Raw genomic sequence first — 17,325 nt, forward strand, 5'->3', positions numbered from 1 at the left:
AAAATAATGTGGAAATTTGAAGAGTATGCAGCTAATACGGCAGTTATAGATGAATATGGCACAACCTTATCTTATCAGGAATTGAATGCGGAAAACTCAAAATTAGTAGAAAAGATTGGAAAAAGGTGCCTAGTATTTTGCTTTTGCCAGAATTCTATTGGTTCAATAATGGGATATACGGCCTTTATTAATAGTAATATTCCAACAGTCCTGTTGAATGCTCATTTGGATGAAGAATTGAGGGATGTTTTACTGGATAATTATAAGCCGTCATATCTTTGGTTACCTAAAGAGCAATTAGATAGTTTCCAGAATATGGAAAAAGTGTATGAGACATATGGATATGCATTACTTAAGACTCACTTTGATGTGGAGTATCCATTATATGATGAATTGTGCTTAATGCTTACCACATCAGGATCCACAGGAAGTCCTAAATTTGTAAGACAAAGCTACAAAAATGTACTGTCAAATGCACGTTCTATCGTGGAATACTTGGAATTGGATGAGACAGAACGCCCCATCACAACATTACCAATGAACTACACATACGGATTGTCTATAATCAATAGTCATCTGCTTGTAGGTGCAACCATTTTGGTGACCGATAAAGGACTTATGCAGAAGGAATTTTGGGAGTTTTTCAGGGAACAGAAAGCTACATCCTTTGGCGGAGTACCTTATACTTACGAAATGTTAGATAAGCTTAGATTCTTCCGAATGAACCTTCCGTCGTTGAGATATATGACGCAGGCTGGTGGTAAATTGATTCCTGAATTGCATGCAAAATTTGCGGATTATGCCGATAAAAACGGGAAAAAATTTATTGTAATGTATGGACAATGTGAGGCAACAGCAAGGATGGGATATTTGCCTGCAGAAAAGGCAATTGAAAAATGTGGTTCCATGGGAATTGCTATACCGGGAGGCAAGTTTAAACTGATAGATGGGAATAGCGATGAAATTACAAGTCCATATACTACAGGAGAACTTGTATATGAGGGAGAAAATGTCACATTAGGTTATGCAGAATGTGGCGCAGACCTGAGTAAAGGCGATGAACGCGGCGGTATACTGCAAACAGGCGATATGGCTCAGTTCGATAAAGATGGCTATTATTATATAGTTGGTAGAAAAAAGAGATTTCTTAAGATATATGGCAACAGAGTAAATTTGGACGAAGTTGACCGACTCATAAAAGGAAAATTTGAAAGTATCGACTGTGCCAGTGCAGGAATTGATGACCATATGTATCTGTTCTTGACAGATGAAGAAAAGGCTGAAGCGGTTAGAAACTTTGTTATCGAAAAGACAGGATTGAATTCGGCTGCGTTTAAGACGATTATTATTGATGAAATTCCAAAAAATGATGCAGGAAAAACCTTATATAGGGAATTAGAAAAATATTACAAGAGCGTATAGAAAACTGTACGCAGAAATATAGGGAGGCTCTTTATGAAATTAATATGCCTAACTTATGCAGGAGGCAATGCAACTTTTTATGATCAATTACAAAAGGAATTATCAAAAAGTGTAGAAGTGATTGCCTTAGAATATGCAGGTCATGGTCAGCGTCATAAAGAGCTTCTTTATAAAACATTTGATGAGTTATCAAGAGATATGTTGAGGCTGTTAAAAGAAAAACTTGTAGCTGGAGAAGATTATGCAATTATGGGTTATAGTATGGGAACAATTTCGACAATAGAACTCCTAAAGAGGATATTACAAGATACGATATTGAATAATCCGATACACATTTTTCTTGCAGCGCATGAACCGGCTACTAAAAAAGAACTCAAAAATTATGCTGATAATGAAATGGATGAGCTCGTAAAGGAAAGAACCATTCAGTTTGGGGGGATTCCGCAAACACTTATAAATAACAAAAGCTTTTGGCGTATGTACTTGCCAATTTATAAAGCTGATTATACATTGATTGGAACCTATAAATTTGAAGAACTGAATTTGAAAACGAATATTCCGGCAACCGTTTTTTTTTCCGAAAGTGATACACCGTATGAGAAAATGGAAGCATGGAATAATTATTTTATAAATAAATGTGATTTCGTACAATTTGAAGGAAATCATTTTTTCATTTATGATCATTATAGTGAAATTGCAAGAATAATAGAAAATAGGTTGGGTATGTGAAAATGACATTTGAAGAATTATTAGAGATACAGCCGTATTCATTAAATAAAGAGCAGAAAAAAAGAATATTGACGCAGCGATTAGTGGAACTGACACAGTTGCACAGGGAACACTGTTCGGAATATGCACAAATCCTAGATAGTATTTCTTTTGATGAAAATAAAATACAGAATTACGAGGAAATTCCATTCTTACCGGTTAGACTTTTTAAAGAATTATCATTAAAAAGTGTTTTAGACGAAGACATAGTAAAAACAATGACGTCATCAGGAACATCGGGACAGGCAGTATCTAAGATATATTTGGATAAGAGAACTTCATCAAACCAACAGAAAGCTATGGTAAAGATTGTTAATGAATTTACAGGATCCAGTCGTATGCCCATGATAATTTTAGATTGTCCGTCTGTCGTAAAGAATAGGGCAATGTTTTCGGCTAGAGGGGCAGGAATACTAGGATTTTCTATTTTTGGTGCAAAGAAGATATATGCGCTGGATGATGAAATGAAATTGGATGTCGATGGATTAAAGGAATTCTTAGAAAAGTATAATGGACAAAGAATATTCATGTTTGGCTTTACCTTTATGATATGGCAACATTTTTATAAAGAATTGGAAAGGTTAAAAAAAGAAGGGGTTACATTTGATTTATCAAATGCTGTTCTTATACATGGCGGAGGATGGAAAAAGCTTGTAAGTGAAGCAGTAAGCCCGGAGGAATTCCACCAAAGATTAAAAAATGTATGTGGCTTGGATCATATTCATGATTATTATGGTATGGTAGAACAGACGGGATGCATTTATATGCAATGTGAATGTGGACATCTGCATGCTAGTATTTTTTCGGACGTAATTATGAGAAGACCAGAAGATTTTAAAGTATGTGATATCGGAGAAAAGGGTATTATTCAGGTAGTGTCTACAATTCCGGAATCTTATCCTGGACATTCTTTGATTACAGAAGATGAAGGAGTTCTTTTAGGAGAAGATGATTGTCCATGTGGCAGAAAAGGTAAGTATTTTAAAATATATGGCCGATTGAAAAATGCAGAGATAAGAGGGTGCAGTGATACTTATGCAGCAAAATTTAATTAATGAAATGGATGAAGTAAGCAGAAAAATAGAATATTTAGTTGGAAGTGCAACTACGATCAATGAAATGCGGGAGTTGGCAGCAAAAACACCGTTTGATAATGAGATAATAGATTTCTTAAATACACTTTCTAAAATGTTAATGAAACTTCCAGAGGCTAAAATGTATCCAGATGTTATAACTTTAGCATTTTGGATGAGAAAATCATCTGTTATGGAGTTTCGCAAAAGATTTATGAAGCAAACGAAGGATATTGTTTTAGGAAGAGGTATAGCTTTTCATATTGCTCCATCTAATGTACCTGTAAATTATGCGTATTCATTAGTGACAGGCTTACTAACAGGAAATGCAAATATTGTTAGAATTCCATCAAAGGAATTTCCTCAGGTTTCAATTATTAATAAAGCAATAAAATCGATACTTGAAGAATATCCGAATGTAGCAAGGTATATATGCCTTGTTCGATATGAAAGAGACCCCAATATTAATGATTTGATTTCTGGAATTGCAGATATCAGAATTATTTGGGGCGGAGATAATACCATAAAAGAAATTCGGAAATCACCATTGGGAGCAAGAGCAAATGATGTGACATTTGCAGATAGGTACTCGTTAGCAGTAATTGACAGTGAGCAATATTTAGCAGTGGATGACAAGGAACGGCTGGCGGAAGAATTTTACAATGATACCTATCTCTCTGATCAAAATGCATGTACAAGTCCTAGAATGGTTGTGTGGCTAGGAAATTGTAAAGAAGAAGCCAAAGAGTTGTTTTGGAAGTATGAACATGAACTTGTAAAAAAGAAGTACGAGTTTCAGCCTATTATGGCGATTAATAAACTTACAAGCTGCTATATGACATCCATTTTGTTTGCAGGATCTAAAATAAATAGAATGGAAGATAATTATATAGTTCGTGTAATGGTTCCAAAGGCAGAACTAAGACTTATGGATTTGAAGGACAATTCGGGCTTCTTTTTTGAATATGATTGCGATGACATAATGGAAATACACGATTTGTGTGATAATACGCATTGCCAGACGATAGGCTTTTTAGGACACAGAGAGCAAATATTACCGCTGATCGTATCGGGAGTAAGAGGAGTAGATAGAATAGTTCCAATAGGGAAAACAATGGATTTTGATTTTATTTGGGATGGCTATAACTTGGTTGAACGGATGACAAGAACAATCAAAATTAATGTGTAACAGAGAAGGTGTGTAAGTGAAAAAGGCATGCATAGTAGGAAATAGAAAAGTAGTAATAGTGGGGGCTGGATATGTAGGATCTTCGATAGCATACGCATTAGCCTTAAGAGATATTGCTCGTGAGATTGTGCTAATTGATATTAATAATGAGAAAAGTATGGGAGAGGCACAGGATATAAGACATGGATTGCCGAGCATGGGAACAGCGGATTTATATGCAGGAGACTATTCAGACTGTGCTGATTCGGATTTGATTGTAATTACAGCTGGAAGAAGTAGAAAACCAGGGGAGACAAGACTTGATTTAGCGGCAGAAAATACTAAAATAATTAAAAATGTTATCGAGTCTATAAAACAATATTATACTAGAGGATGTATATTAATTATTTCAAATCCAGTGGATATATTAACGCAAAAGGTTAGTGAATGGATGGAAATTCCTAATGGAATGGTTTTTGGATCGGGATGTTTATTAGATACTTCACGTTTTGTAAGGGTAATAGCAGATTATCTAAATTTAAGCACAGGAGTGATTAATGGGTACTTGGTAGGCGAACACGGAGAGCATCAGGTGCCAGTATGGAGTAGAGTTACGGTTGGAGGAATTCCGATTGCTGAATATTGTGAGCAAACTTTTATTGAGTGGAATGCTGAAGTGAGAGATAGAATAGCTCAAGATACAAGGAAGATGGGGGCGGAGATTATTAAGGCAAAAGGGAGAACCCATTATGGTATAGCGACCACAGTATGTTATATAGCTGATGCTATTATAAATCAGCGACCAACTATTGTTTCTGTCAGTTCTCCACTAATGGGTGAACATGGTGTTAGAGGGGTTTCTTTGTCGGTCCCTTCTGTAATCGGTCCGGCAGGGGTACAACAAAGAATTAGAGAAAAATGGTTGCCAGAAGAATACAGAGGCTTTTTTGATGCTGTGGATGCTGTTAGGAATACACTAAACGAACTTACAGTATAGATTTAAATATAAAGAAAGACAATAAATAATGAATATCGTGTTACTATCCGGCGGATCAGGGAAACGTCTGTGGCCGTTATCTAATGATATTAGAAGCAAGCAGTTTATTAAGATTTTCAAACAGGAAGATGGATCTTATGAGTCCATGGTGCAGAGAGTTTATCACCAGATCAAAAAGGTAGATGCGGAAGCAACAGTGACAATTGCTACAAGCAAGACACAGGTCTCAGCAATTCATAACCAGTTGGGTGAAGATGTAGGAATTTCCGTAGAGCCTTGCAGAAGAGATACTTTTCCTGCCATTGCGCTGGCTACGGCATACTTGGTGGATGTGTTGGGAGTGTCCCCGGAGGAATCTGTCGTTGTATGTCCGGTAGATCCCTATGTGGAGACAGATTACTTTGAGGCGTTGAAGAAACTGTCAGATCAGGCAGACAACGAAGAGGCAAATCTGGTATTGATGGGAATTGAACCTACATATCCCAGTGAAAAATACGGATATATTATTCCGGCAACTTCGGAGCAGACTGCAATGGTATCTACTTTCAAAGAGAAGCCAACAATGGAAGTGGCAAAAGAGTACATTTCGCAGGGGGCTTTGTGGAATGGTGGAGTATTTGCATACAAGCTGAAGTATGTTATGGAGATTGCCCATAAATTAATTGATTTTACAGATTATCAGGACCTGCTTACTAAATATGCAACATTGCCTAAGATTTCTTTTGACTATGCGGTAGTTGAGAAAGAAGATAAGATCCAGGTGCAGCGATTTGCTGGACAGTGGAAGGATCTTGGAACATGGAATACTCTGACAGAAGCAATGAAGGATTCGGTTATCGGAAAGGGAGTATTGAATGATAACTGCTCCAACGTGCACATTGTGAATGAGATGGATGTTCCGGTGCTGGCCATGGGTCTTCATGATGTTGTAATATCTGCATCCCCGGAGGGAATTTTAGTTTCAGATAAAGAACAGAGCTCCTATATCAAACCGTTTGTAGATAAGTTCGAACAGCAGATCATGTTTGCTGAGAAGAGCTGGGGAAGCTTCCGGGTGTTGGACGTGGAAGCAGGATCCATGACAATTAAGGTGACCCTTAATGAAGGACACTCTATGAATTATCATAACCACAAGCACCGCGATGAAGTGTGGGTAGTGATCTCCGGAGAGGGTAGAACTGTTATTGGTGGTGTAGAGCAGCCAGTGAAAGTGGGCGATGTAGTGACAATGCCCGCAGGATGCTGCCATACAGTTATGGCGAAGACGGAACTGAAACTGATCGAGGTACAGATTGGAAAAGATATCAGCGTACAGGATAAAGAAAAGGTTGAGAGATAAATGCAGGCCCCTACCGGGGTTCTGAGAGAAAAGAATGAAAAGAATAAATTACTATTTGGCAATGCTTATTTTTATAGTTGGTATTTTTCTAAATGACACTCTTATATGCCGTGCGGCTGAAGCAGTGCCGGAAGAAAGCAACTTTACGAACTTAATTGTGTTTGTCAGATTTGCAGGAGAAGATGAATTTATCGATAAGGAATATGCGTGGACGAGCGTCCGCAAAATTACCGACAATTCCTACAATACAGCATACTACAATGTAGCAGACTATTTTCAGACAGTATCCTCTGGCAAATTGAGAATGAACAGTGTGTATCTCTTCGATGGAGGAAATTCTTTAACGCTGTCCCACTCACGAGGGTATTATGCGAAGTATAGTGAGGATAATCAGGAAGGATATCAGGATACAAGTGAGAAATATGGACGCATGTATGAGCTTAAGGTAGATTGGTCGAATGCAGTCATGGCTGCCATAGCTGCAGGTAATCCTATATCTGGTTATGATGGAACAACACAATATAGCTATGAAGATCTTGATAAAAATGGTGATGGAATCATTGATGCGATAACGATCATATATAAGAACACAACGCAGACGAATATTTCCGTACAGTGGGGTGATCCATTATGGGACTATCAGGATTATACCGGTTTAGTAACTATAAATGCAGGTACGAGGACGCTGAATAGTGGGGAATACGCACAGTTGACAAATGGCTATGAGAAGGATCCCGGAGATTCCAGTGGCTATCTTTATAAGGATGCCAATGGAAATGCTATTATATCGTTGGAAAAAGTGGTGCATGAGACAGCTCATATTTTTGGATTAGGGGATTTATATAATCCGAAAAGTTAGTCACCGGTATATTTTATGTCGGTTATGGGAAAACCGTTATCTCCGGTGCCACAGCTTATATCTGTGAAGGAACAGGAAGCTCTTGGCTGGTTAGGGGATGAAAATATACCCACACTTCGAGCCAATGGAGAGTATACGCTGACGGCTTTGGGAAGCAGGGATAACTCGGCAATTGTTGGTTATAAAATGGACATTCCGGAGAAGAACAAGACACTTTATCTGGAGTACAGAGATTTTACGGGAAATGGGAATCCATATGATTCACAGACCAAAAAACTGTATAAAGCGGATGGCTCGCAGGCCTATGGTATAAATTTGCAATCAGGTCTGGTGTGCTATCTTGTAGATACTGGTACAAAATTCCCCAGCAACATGAATTATTCAGGACCAAAGTGGAATTATGAAGTGCTGGGAGGAACCTATGACACGAAATCGGATGCAGCAGTAACAGTCGGTAAAGAAATAGGGATTACGGGCCAGATAAGCATTTCCGTCACGGAAATTGAGAATCATGAATTAACATTTCGTATTACCGGAATATCGGGAGAACATATACATACGGGAGGAGAAGCCACATGTTCTGCAAAAGCAATTTGCACTGTATGTCATCAGGAATATGGTGAATACAATCCGGGAAATCATAAGAATACCGAATTACGTGGTGTAAAAGAAGCGACTAGCACAGAGACCGGGTACACCGGGGATTTATATTGTAAGGACTGCGGAGAGAAATTGCAGACAGGAACTGTCATCCAGAAAATGGCACCAAGTATAATCGACGGAAAAGATGCCAGAATTGATGTGACGGCGAATGAAGCTGCAGTATTTCGCTCCAATGCAGCTCTTGTGGATTTTGTGCGTGTAGAATTGGATGGGAAAGAGTTAACCCGGGATACGGACTATACAGTGAAAGAAGGAAGCACGATCATCAGCCTGACGCCGCAATTCCTCAAAACATTAACGCCTGGAACACACACTATAGGAATAGTATCGGCCACCGGCACTGCAGAAACAGATTTTACTGTAATAAGCAAGACAACACCGACACCGTCACCCAGCCCTACGGCTGCCCCGGCTGCGGCAGCTACTCCGACGCCGTCCACACCGGCTGTTGTTCCGACACCGACGCAACAGCCAGCGACAACATCATCTTCATTACCGTCAACATCAACAAAGGAGCCGACTGGAACAACAGGTTCCTCTTCGCCGGAAAAACCGATGGAGGCAGTAGTGACTACTCCGGTTCCCACAGCTGTTCCGCAGCCAAAGACACCGGCTTTAGTTGTAACGTCGGATGCAGATGCATCACAAACCACATCTGAAACACCGGACCGGGCAGTAGAACTTCAGCCGACAGAACTTCCGGAGAGCATGGCAAGTGATCCGAAGGAGCCCGGACAGACGGAAGAAAAGGAAGAAGCCGGAGAAGAAAATGCAGGCTGGATCATCGTCGTGATTGTTCTGGGCGGTGGAGTGATTGCCAGAGCGATAGCATGGATGCTGTGGAAGAAATCTAGGTAGGGGCTGCCGACAATATAGTGTTGAACAGTATCCGGATTGGGACAATGAATGGGAGTGAATGAATATTCTTGTGCGGCTCTGCCGCACAAGAATATTTAAAGACTTTTATTCACACACGCAGCCAAGGTGTAGGATTTGACGCTTACATTCAAACGTATGAAAATATTGACATTCCTCATGCAGTAAATTTTTACTTTTTCAAGTTCTTCAAACAGTAATCTATTACAAATTGCTTTAGCATTACTGCTACCCCCATTTTTCTTTTTTAGTGAAAAATAAAACCTAAAAATAAAATAAATTTAGACAAGATGAGATATAGTGTATTCCCCTGTTCTTACCGATACATAGTAAACGCTCCATAGCGAGTACCTTTCATCACCTGTGCCCATCTGCAATAATAGTCTCATACTATACACAGTCAAAAAAGTTTAGTACTCGACTTTTTTGACCGGATTCAGGAGGTCAAGACTATGAACACTCAAACCAGTTTAGTTGCAGAGCAGATCCGGCTTCAGCAGTGGGCTGATCAGATCAGGGATTGCCAGAATCGTCCCTCCGATATGAAAGTGGATGTCTGGTGCCGGGAGCATGGCCTGACAAAGGCGAATTATTACTACCGTCTGCGGCGCGTACGCGAAGCCTGTCTTGAGCTTTGTGAGACATCCCCTTCCCTCGTGGAACTTACAACACCGACGGACAACGTACCGGAAAAAGAGGATCAAATGCATTTCTCTGTGGCTGCAGTACTTCATGCAGGAGGAATTACGATAGATATTTGCAGTGATGCTTCACCGGAATTTCTCAGAAATCTTATGGGAGCAGTCAGCCATGCTTAATGATGCTTCCGGATTTCAGAAAATATATCTTGCCACCGGATACACGGATCTCCGCAGAGGCATGGAAGGACTGGCAAATATCATACGTTTCCGCTTTCACCTGGATCCATATGACAGAAACACCTTGTTCCTTTTTTGTGGCAAGCGGACAGACCGTATCAAAGGACTGCTCTGGGAGGGCGACGGATTCCTGCTACTCTATAAGCGACTGGATACAGGGGCTTTCAACTGGCCAAGAAGCAAAAAGGAAGCTCTGGCGATCACTCCTGAACAGTATGCGATGCTCATGCAGGGTCTGGAGATCATTGCCAGACATCCGATAGAGCAGACCACAGATCCGAGAAAGCTCATTTAGTTTTGTGCATTTCGTAGAAATTTTTTGTGGATATGTTTATCCCCCGGAAATTCATATCCGCTGTTTATCCACAATGTTAAAGTCCTGTCAGTTGTACCTGAAGGAACGCAGTCCATTTGTGGATAGCAGTACTGAAAATCTGAAATATAACAGGAATATCCCGGGTTTTCAGTACTGTTATCCACCGTCATAATGACGGAAGGAAAACAGCCGCCGGCTGGCGGAAATACACTGCATCTGCTATAATGGAACCAGTAAAAAGGAGTTCCGCCATGGCAGTCAGATACACAGAAGAACAACTGAATACTGTTGACAAGTCCCTTCTGATACAGATGTTTCTGAACCAGCAGGAACAGTTAGAGACGCTGACCACAGAAGTCCGTTCCCTCAACGAAAAAATGCAGCTTATGATGGAACAGCTGGTTCTGGCAAACAGAAACCGTTTTGGACGATCTTCTGAAAAGATGGAGGATGCAAGTCAGATCAGCTTCATGGAAGTAGATGGAACGATCATCTTCTTTAATGAGGCTGAAGCTGTTTACGATCCGGAGGTGCCGGAACCGGAACAGCTGGAGGAACCTGTTCCTCACTCTGCAAAGAAAAAAGGCAAAAAGGATCAGGATCTGTCAGGTCTTCCTACAGAACGGATCGATCATTACATGACGGAGGAAGAGCTCATTGCAGAGTTTGGCAAAAATGGATGGAAGCAGCTTCCGGATGCCATATCCCGCAGATACCGGTTCATTCCTGCCAAAGTGGAAGTAGAGGAACACCATATCGGAGTCTATTCTGACAAGAAAGATGACCACATGGTAAAGGCAAAGCATCCCAAAGGACTGCTTCATGGAAGCCCTGTGTCACCCACACTTGCGGCAGCCATTATGAACGGCAAATATGTCAATGCAGTTCCTTTGTATCGTCTGGAGCAGGAGTTCAAACGCTATGGTCTGGCCATTACCAGACAGAACATGGCGAACTGGATGATCCGGCTGGGTGAGGAATACCTTTCTGTTCTGTATGACTATCTTCACCGGAAGTTGTATGATTACCATGTCATTCAGGCGGATGAGACACCGGTGCTTGTAAACCATGACGGACGACCGGCAGGATCCAAGAGCTATATGTGGGTGTACCGTTCCGGATATATGTATCCGGAAGAACAGATCGTCCTGTATGAGTACCAGCGAACCAGAAATGCCTCGCATCCCCGGGAATTCCTGAAAGATTTTTCCGGTATCTGTGTCACAGATGGCTATCAGGTCTATCATACCCTGGAAAAAGAGAAGGAAGACCTGACGATTGCAGGCTGCTGGGTACATGGGCGCCGGAGATTCGAGGAAGCCCTTGCCACCATACCGGCTGAGGGGAAAAAAGAATCCGTTGCCTATCTGGTAATGAAGCAGATCCAGGCGATCTACCGGGAAGAAGGAAAACTAAAAGACCTCTCTTCTGAAGAGAGACTTGTCCAGCGTCAGATGGTTATCCGGCCATTGGTAGATGCTTTATTTGTGTACCTGAAACAGAAAAGAGAACAGATCGTGGTAAAAGGAAAGCTGGAAGCAGCATTTACCTACCTTCTGAATCAGGAAAAATATCTCCGGGTATTCCTTCAGGACGGAGATGTTCCAATGGACAATAATGCATCGGAACGGGCTATCCGGGGATTCTGTATCGGAAAGAAGAACTGGGAAGTCATTGATACCATAAACGGAGCAAAGACTTCAGCTGTGATCTACAGCATTGCAGAGACTGCAAAAGCTAACAATTTAAAACCATACGAGTACTTTGAACATTTGCTGACAGTGATTCCGGAACATATGGAAGACACAGATCGCAGTTTTCTGGAGGATCTGCTTCCCTGGTCACCAAAGCTACCTGAAAATATCCGAAAATAAATTTACTATAAGCCGCAAAAGCGGCTTATGGTTGTCAAGGTACTCGCTATGGAGCGTTTACGATACATATATTACTACAAAAATACAGAAAGAGAAAACAAAATGAATAACAAAAGAATAATAAAGACAACTTCTGCAATAGCCCTGTTACTATCTCTGTCATTAACTGCCTGCGGAACGCAGGACACTCAGCTATTGACAGCAACAGAGGAATCTATGCAGGAGACTGCTACACAGGAAACAGAAGCAAATACTGAGACTGCGACAGACACTGAAAGTCCTTTGGCACAGCGGGATGCCCTGGAGTGGGAGCAGCGTCTGGACTACAGTTCTGAGAGACAGGCGCAGCTGGCAGAGATCACGGTGGATCTGACACAGGATACAGATGAAGTACAGAGTAAGGCGCAGGTACTGTTGGAAGCCATGGCTGGAGGTGACGCAGAGACAGCAGTAGACAGTATTCTGACGGAAGACTGGTATACAGTAATGCTGTCAGATCTTCTGATCGGGCAGAGAAACTATACAGGAGCAGCGGACAACGGTGAGTGGAGAATGACGATTCTGGCGGATGAACTGGGACAGCATTGCACAGCGATTGAGTATCCGCTGGCAGATGGCAGACAATTCTATGTGCAAGTAACGGATCCGGAAATTCGGTATTATGTATGCGCGGCAGAGCGGACAGGCTCTTTTGTCAGTGAAAGCATGAATCTGACGGATGGCACTTACGTAGGATACGAGGGAACTTTGTCTTCGAATAACCGTCCGGAGGGAGCATTTACGGTACATATGGGCACCGCAGACCTGAGTAGCGGAGCAGCAGATGCTTTCCGTAACCGTAGCGCTCAGGCAGTCAGCTACGACGGAGATTTTACTGCGGAAGGAAGGCCCGAGACAGCAACCCCGGAATATCTGAGTAAAGAAGGACAGATGGCATATGCTTCCAGACAGGAAGGGAAAAATATCTATTACCTGACTATGACTGCAGAAGATGGCAATGATGCATTTGCACCGGTTCGGATGGGAATCTGCAATATCTGGGAATAGGCACAGGGATATGTTTTTCAACAGGAGTTATTTATGACACATATGAAAAAAAGTTTATTGAGTATAGCATTATTTGTATGCGGCCTGCTGCTGTGGAAGCCTGTTCAGGCGGAGGCAGCAACACAGGTTGATAATCTGGTACTGATGGTGAATTTCAGTGAGGACGGTGATAATACCTTCCAGACTAATTTTAGCAGATATCAGGAAATGTACACCGGTCCGGCATCAGAACCGAACCGGTCCGTGAGCAGATATATTTCGACCATATCGGATGGACAGGTGACGGTAAATACCTATTTCCCACAGGTGGTGAATAATGTATTCCTGCCGGTCACCATTCAAGGGTCGGCATCGGACTATCCGGATGCATCCGTTGGTGAGCAATTTGTCCAGCAGGTGATTACAGCGGCACAAAATATGAGTGAACTGTCTTTCCCGTCGAAGCTGGACAGCATGCGTGGTGACGATTATATCGATAATCTGACGATTATTGTCCAGGTAGACGAGAACAATACCAGTGGTGCGTTTGGTTCCCGCAAAGCGGACTGGGGAGATAACCAGACACTGTTGCATGGCTGGCATGTGGGTGCTTATAATGTTCTTCCGACTAATATGCTTCGATTGGGAACTAATTATGATCAGGGATATGCCTTGGCTTCGCACGAATTTCTGCACACGCTGGGAGCACCGGATCTGTATCGTACTGCGGGAGAGGCTGGGGATCCGGTAGGTCGCTGGTGGGACCTGATGGCAGGACCCAACCTTACTGCAAGTTATCCATTGGCTTATACGCGCAGTGAGCTTAGGTGGATGGATATCGAAACGTTAAAAGAAAGTGGGACATATACCTTGTGGCCGGCGGAAGGAGCATCCGGTAACCGTGCGTATATTCTGAAGACATCCCGCAACGATTCAGAGTTTTTTGTAGTGGAATACCGGAAAAAGCCGGAAAACAAGCAGGACTATGATTACTACATTCCGGAGAGCGGATTGATCGTCTATCGGGTGAACAATGCGGTTGATTATCATACAAATAAAGAAGGAAATAACTATATTTATGTGTTCCGTAAGGACACAACGGATCCGGCTAAGGCACAAGAGGATGCATTTAAGGCTACAGTGGGCGGACAGTATCGCAGCTCACTGGGAAGCAGCGATCTGAATGCTCATTATACATCAGATACTATTTTTTATTCTGATGGCAGCAACAGTGGAATTGTGATTGACAATGTTGTTACTAAGGAAGACGGCAGCGTATCCTTTGATGTAAAGTTTCCGGTACTTTCGGCCGACAGTTACTGGTTGCCGAAGGGGGAGAGCATCAATGGGCTCACTTCTCCGGCAATTACCGGGAATACGACAGGAAACAGCCTGTATCTGGCTGGTATTGTTAATGAAAATGGAAAAGATCAGTTGAAAATATATTCTTTGGAGGCTTCCGACAGCAGTTGGAAAGTAATGCAGGCTACAGCAGATGTTGGCTGGGGATCCCAGGTGGATATTCTGAGTGTGGCTGGCAATCTCTATGTGGCTTATACGGATGCTTCGGGTTATCTGTGTGTGCTGCAGGTTTCTGCAGAAAATGTGCAGCGGATATACCGCTCTCAGACAGCAATCTCTCCTCTGAGAATGGAATTGCTGTATGAGCAGGACAGACTGTGGATAAGCTATGCAGCAGGAAATACGTTACAGCTGATAAATGTATGGAATACGGATAGTTCACTTCCACCATTGACAGTGTCGGGGATCAACATCTCCGGAACAAAACATTTCTTTTATGACAATAAGTGGTATGCGGTTTATTGTGATTATTTTGCACAGGGAACAGATGGTAATGGTTGTATTGCAGTGTTGCAAAATGGATACTGGCAGAAGCTTTATACGATGGATCAACTCGGGAAAGCCAGCTCTGTCGATGCATGTGTAGCAGGTGGCAAATTATATCTGGCAGCAGTGAACAATAGCAATGCGACGACAGCAATGCTTACATATGATGGACAGCAATGGGATGAAAACATACTGACGGATATTCAGAGCAGGGATGTTGTAAGACTTGTGGTAAAGGACCGGATACCATATGTCTTCTGGACGTCAGGAAATGAGAAGATACTGCAGGCAGCATATCTGAAGGATGACAGCTGGCAGAAGCTTGCGTCCACTATAGGGACAGATATCGATGGCTTTGACATCTTTTGCGGAGACAATACGTTGTATGCTGTCGGAGCTACAACCAATGGTATTGCTTCTGTGAAGACAATGAAGACGGTGGAAGGAATCCCGGATCCGCCTGTGACAGAGCCTGAAGTGGGAAATGGTAATGTTGTCCTGGCTCTTCCGGCAGGTTATGACAGTAGTGCTAAGATTTATATTGATGGAGTGGAGGCTTCCAGCACAGCGTGGCAGAATGACGAAGCCAGGCGGCTGGTGGCAATAAGCAGCATTGCCCAGTTGGGAACAACGGCGAAAACTGCAGCCGCGTATCAATATAATGCATCCGGTATCCCTACAGGCATGTATGTCTGGAGACTTTCCTATAACGGAAGCTATTATACTGCAACAGCAGTCCCGGAGTTCGAGAATCTGTTTTCCTATCATGGTTTTTCCGTGCGCTATACGGGAAATACCGGTTTGCGGTGTACCTTCGGTATTGATACGGCGAAAAAGTCACAATTGATCAGCGGCTCCGGCTTAGCAGGGTATCGTATCACGGAGATGGGAACGCTGATCATGCGACCGGATCTTCATGCACAATATCCGATGGTCTATGGAAGCAACAAATTGGGAGGCGGAAAAACATACGGTGTAATAAACGGCAAGTTCAGTGATAAAGTGATCCGGAGAGTGAATGGGAGAGACCAGTTCGCAAACGTTCTGACAAAACTTCCTCCGGAACGCTATAACACGTCGTACATCTTCCGGGCCTATGCGGTGATGGAAAAGGATGGCAGCAGTGTGGTGATCTATGGACCGGAAATGTCCCGTAGTATGTATACTGTCTGCAAACAGATCCTGAACCGCGGAGATTTTAAACCGGGAACATCCGGATATAAATTTTTGAAAAATATTGTAGACAGCGTGGAAAAGTAAAGATAGGAGCTATTCTGGATGAAAAGTAAAAATAAGAAAAACACAGTGTGGATAGTATTCACATGCATTTTTGCATTGACAACTGTAGTGTTGGCAATGGCGTTGTATCGTTCCCACAGTACTCTGGAAGCTATGCGGGTACAGCTTGCAGAGGGACAGACCAATACGATAACCGCAGAAACGAATCAGAGCCGGCAACAACTTGCAGGTGCACACAATATGCAGGCGGTTCGTGTTATGAACGGCATACTTCAGCAACAGGATGAAAACGAAAAGTGGGTGGATGTGGCACCTGTAGCGGATCTGCAGCAGGCAGATCCGGTATTGGCAGGAAGAAATAAGATGCAGGAACTGATCACACAGAATCGTGAGGCAGTACAGAATGGAACCGCTGGCGCAGAGCAGATTTCACCTTTGATGGCAAAGCAGGGTATATTGGCAGGGGCAACGCTGGCATCTGCGTCCCAGGTACAGAGTGCTGTCAATAAGACAGCTGCTCAGACAGCAAAACCGCAGACAACCGGCAATAATCCTCCGGCGGTAACGACTCCGGCAGCAACCCCTGCTCCAACGCAACAGCCGGTAAGTAATGATAATTCATCCAACGATGATGACGATGATGACGATGATGATTCTTCCGATAGCGGAAGCTCGGATAGCGGAAGCTCCGATAGCGGAAGTTCGGGCGATGACTCCGGTGACTCCTCAGATAGCGGAGACGGTGAGGATATCGGATGGACAGATGAAGTGTTGTAGAAGAGTAATTACCTAATAATTTGGTTGCCGTCGTAAATATATTCCAACTCTATAAAGGTAGGATAAAGCAGGTATAATTAGTGAAAACTGATTATACCTGCTTTTTAGCAGTAAAATTGACTTTGATAAAACGAAGCATGTAGTTACGAATCAAAAGTTCAGTAAACGTCAAATCCTGCGCCTCCCCTTAAATTTAACGCCG

The 17,325-nt window shown here is 42.5% G+C and carries 14 protein-coding genes; all 14 read left to right on the plus strand.

The genetic code is table 11. The annotated features are described in order from the left end of the window. Positions 1-6: 6 nt before the first annotated feature. Positions 7-1,422, plus strand: coding sequence for an AMP-binding protein (locus tag DW835_RS11940; protein ID WP_118731211.1), 1,416 nt, complete (start codon positions 7-9; stop codon positions 1,420-1,422). 33 nt (positions 1,423-1,455) lie between these two features. Then, positions 1,456-2,151: a thioesterase domain-containing protein gene (locus tag DW835_RS11945; RefSeq protein ID WP_118731212.1), complete on the plus strand. Its 696-nt coding sequence runs from the start codon at positions 1,456-1,458 to the stop codon at positions 2,149-2,151. 2 nt (positions 2,152-2,153) lie between these two features. Then, positions 2,154-3,245, plus strand: a complete 1,092-nt coding sequence (locus tag DW835_RS11950; protein WP_118731213.1) for an acyl-protein synthetase — start codon at positions 2,154-2,156, stop codon at positions 3,243-3,245. Next, entirely contained in the window at positions 3,226-4,452 is a 1,227-nt protein-coding gene (locus DW835_RS11955) for an acyl-CoA reductase (protein WP_118731214.1), read from the plus strand. Before DW835_RS11950 ends, DW835_RS11955 begins: the two co-directional genes overlap by 20 nt. 16 nt (positions 4,453-4,468) lie before the next feature. Continuing rightward, a complete protein-coding gene (locus DW835_RS11960; protein WP_118731215.1) occupies positions 4,469-5,428 on the plus strand; it encodes an L-lactate dehydrogenase in 960 nt (319 codons plus the stop codon). A 28-nt stretch (positions 5,429-5,456) separates the two neighbouring features. After that, entirely contained in the window at positions 5,457-6,767 is a 1,311-nt protein-coding gene (locus DW835_RS11965) for a sugar phosphate nucleotidyltransferase (protein ID WP_118731216.1), read from the plus strand. Between the two features lie 34 nt (positions 6,768-6,801). Next, a complete protein-coding gene (locus DW835_RS11970; RefSeq protein ID WP_118731217.1) occupies positions 6,802-7,626 on the plus strand; it encodes a hypothetical protein in 825 nt (274 codons plus the stop codon). A gap of 24 nt (positions 7,627-7,650) precedes the next feature. Next, positions 7,651-9,147, plus strand: a complete 1,497-nt coding sequence (locus tag DW835_RS11975; RefSeq protein WP_182430313.1) for a hypothetical protein — start codon at positions 7,651-7,653, stop codon at positions 9,145-9,147. Positions 9,148-9,617: 470 nt separating this feature from the next. After that, the gene (locus DW835_RS11980; RefSeq protein WP_118731219.1) at positions 9,618-9,983 is read left to right on the plus strand and encodes a hypothetical protein; all 366 of its coding nucleotides are present in this window, start codon (positions 9,618-9,620) and stop codon (positions 9,981-9,983) included. Then, positions 9,976-10,338: an IS66 family insertion sequence element accessory protein TnpB gene (tnpB, locus tag DW835_RS11985; protein ID WP_118731220.1), complete on the plus strand. Its 363-nt coding sequence runs from the start codon at positions 9,976-9,978 to the stop codon at positions 10,336-10,338. Before DW835_RS11980 ends, tnpB begins: the two co-directional genes overlap by 8 nt. A gap of 272 nt (positions 10,339-10,610) precedes the next feature. Next, positions 10,611-12,233: an IS66 family transposase gene (locus DW835_RS11990; protein ID WP_118731221.1), complete on the plus strand. Its 1,623-nt coding sequence runs from the start codon at positions 10,611-10,613 to the stop codon at positions 12,231-12,233. 102 nt (positions 12,234-12,335) lie between these two features. Next, on the plus strand, positions 12,336-13,280 hold the full coding sequence (locus DW835_RS11995; RefSeq protein ID WP_147353724.1) for a hypothetical protein: 945 nt from the start codon (positions 12,336-12,338) through the stop codon (positions 13,278-13,280). Between the two features lie 57 nt (positions 13,281-13,337). After that, positions 13,338-16,367: a hypothetical protein gene (locus DW835_RS12000; protein ID WP_182430314.1), complete on the plus strand. Its 3,030-nt coding sequence runs from the start codon at positions 13,338-13,340 to the stop codon at positions 16,365-16,367. Positions 16,368-16,385: 18 nt separating this feature from the next. Next, complete coding sequence (locus DW835_RS12005) at positions 16,386-17,123, plus strand: hypothetical protein (RefSeq protein ID WP_118731224.1); 738 nt, start codon at positions 16,386-16,388, stop codon at positions 17,121-17,123. The last annotated feature ends 202 nt before the right edge of the window (positions 17,124-17,325 follow it).

Source organism: Clostridium sp. AM34-9AC, assembly GCF_003480225.1.
Taxonomy (GTDB): Bacteria; Bacillota; Clostridia; order Lachnospirales; family Lachnospiraceae; genus Acetatifactor; species Acetatifactor acetigignens.

What these genes read in the sequence shown, in the direction of transcription:
- DW835_RS11940 (WP_118731211.1), top strand. Translation starts at nt 7, where the DNA reads ATGTGGAAATTTGAAGAGTATGCAGCTAATACGGCAGTTATAGATGAA.
- DW835_RS11945 (WP_118731212.1), top strand. Translation starts at nt 1,456, where the DNA reads ATGAAATTAATATGCCTAACTTATGCAGGAGGCAATGCAACTTTTTAT.
- DW835_RS11950 (WP_118731213.1), top strand. Translation starts at nt 2,154, where the DNA reads ATGACATTTGAAGAATTATTAGAGATACAGCCGTATTCATTAAATAAA.
- DW835_RS11955 (WP_118731214.1), top strand. Translation starts at nt 3,226, where the DNA reads ATGCAGCAAAATTTAATTAATGAAATGGATGAAGTAAGCAGAAAAATA.
- DW835_RS11965 (WP_118731216.1), top strand. Translation starts at nt 5,457, where the DNA reads ATGAATATCGTGTTACTATCCGGCGGATCAGGGAAACGTCTGTGGCCG.
- DW835_RS11970 (WP_118731217.1), top strand. Translation starts at nt 6,802, where the DNA reads ATGAAAAGAATAAATTACTATTTGGCAATGCTTATTTTTATAGTTGGT.
- DW835_RS11975 (WP_182430313.1), top strand. Translation starts at nt 7,651, where the DNA reads ATGGGAAAACCGTTATCTCCGGTGCCACAGCTTATATCTGTGAAGGAA.
- DW835_RS11980 (WP_118731219.1), top strand. Translation starts at nt 9,618, where the DNA reads ATGAACACTCAAACCAGTTTAGTTGCAGAGCAGATCCGGCTTCAGCAG.
- tnpB (WP_118731220.1), top strand. Translation starts at nt 9,976, where the DNA reads ATGCTTAATGATGCTTCCGGATTTCAGAAAATATATCTTGCCACCGGA.
- DW835_RS11990 (WP_118731221.1), top strand. Translation starts at nt 10,611, where the DNA reads ATGGCAGTCAGATACACAGAAGAACAACTGAATACTGTTGACAAGTCC.
- DW835_RS11995 (WP_147353724.1), top strand. Translation starts at nt 12,336, where the DNA reads ATGAATAACAAAAGAATAATAAAGACAACTTCTGCAATAGCCCTGTTA.
- DW835_RS12005 (WP_118731224.1), top strand. Translation starts at nt 16,386, where the DNA reads ATGAAAAGTAAAAATAAGAAAAACACAGTGTGGATAGTATTCACATGC.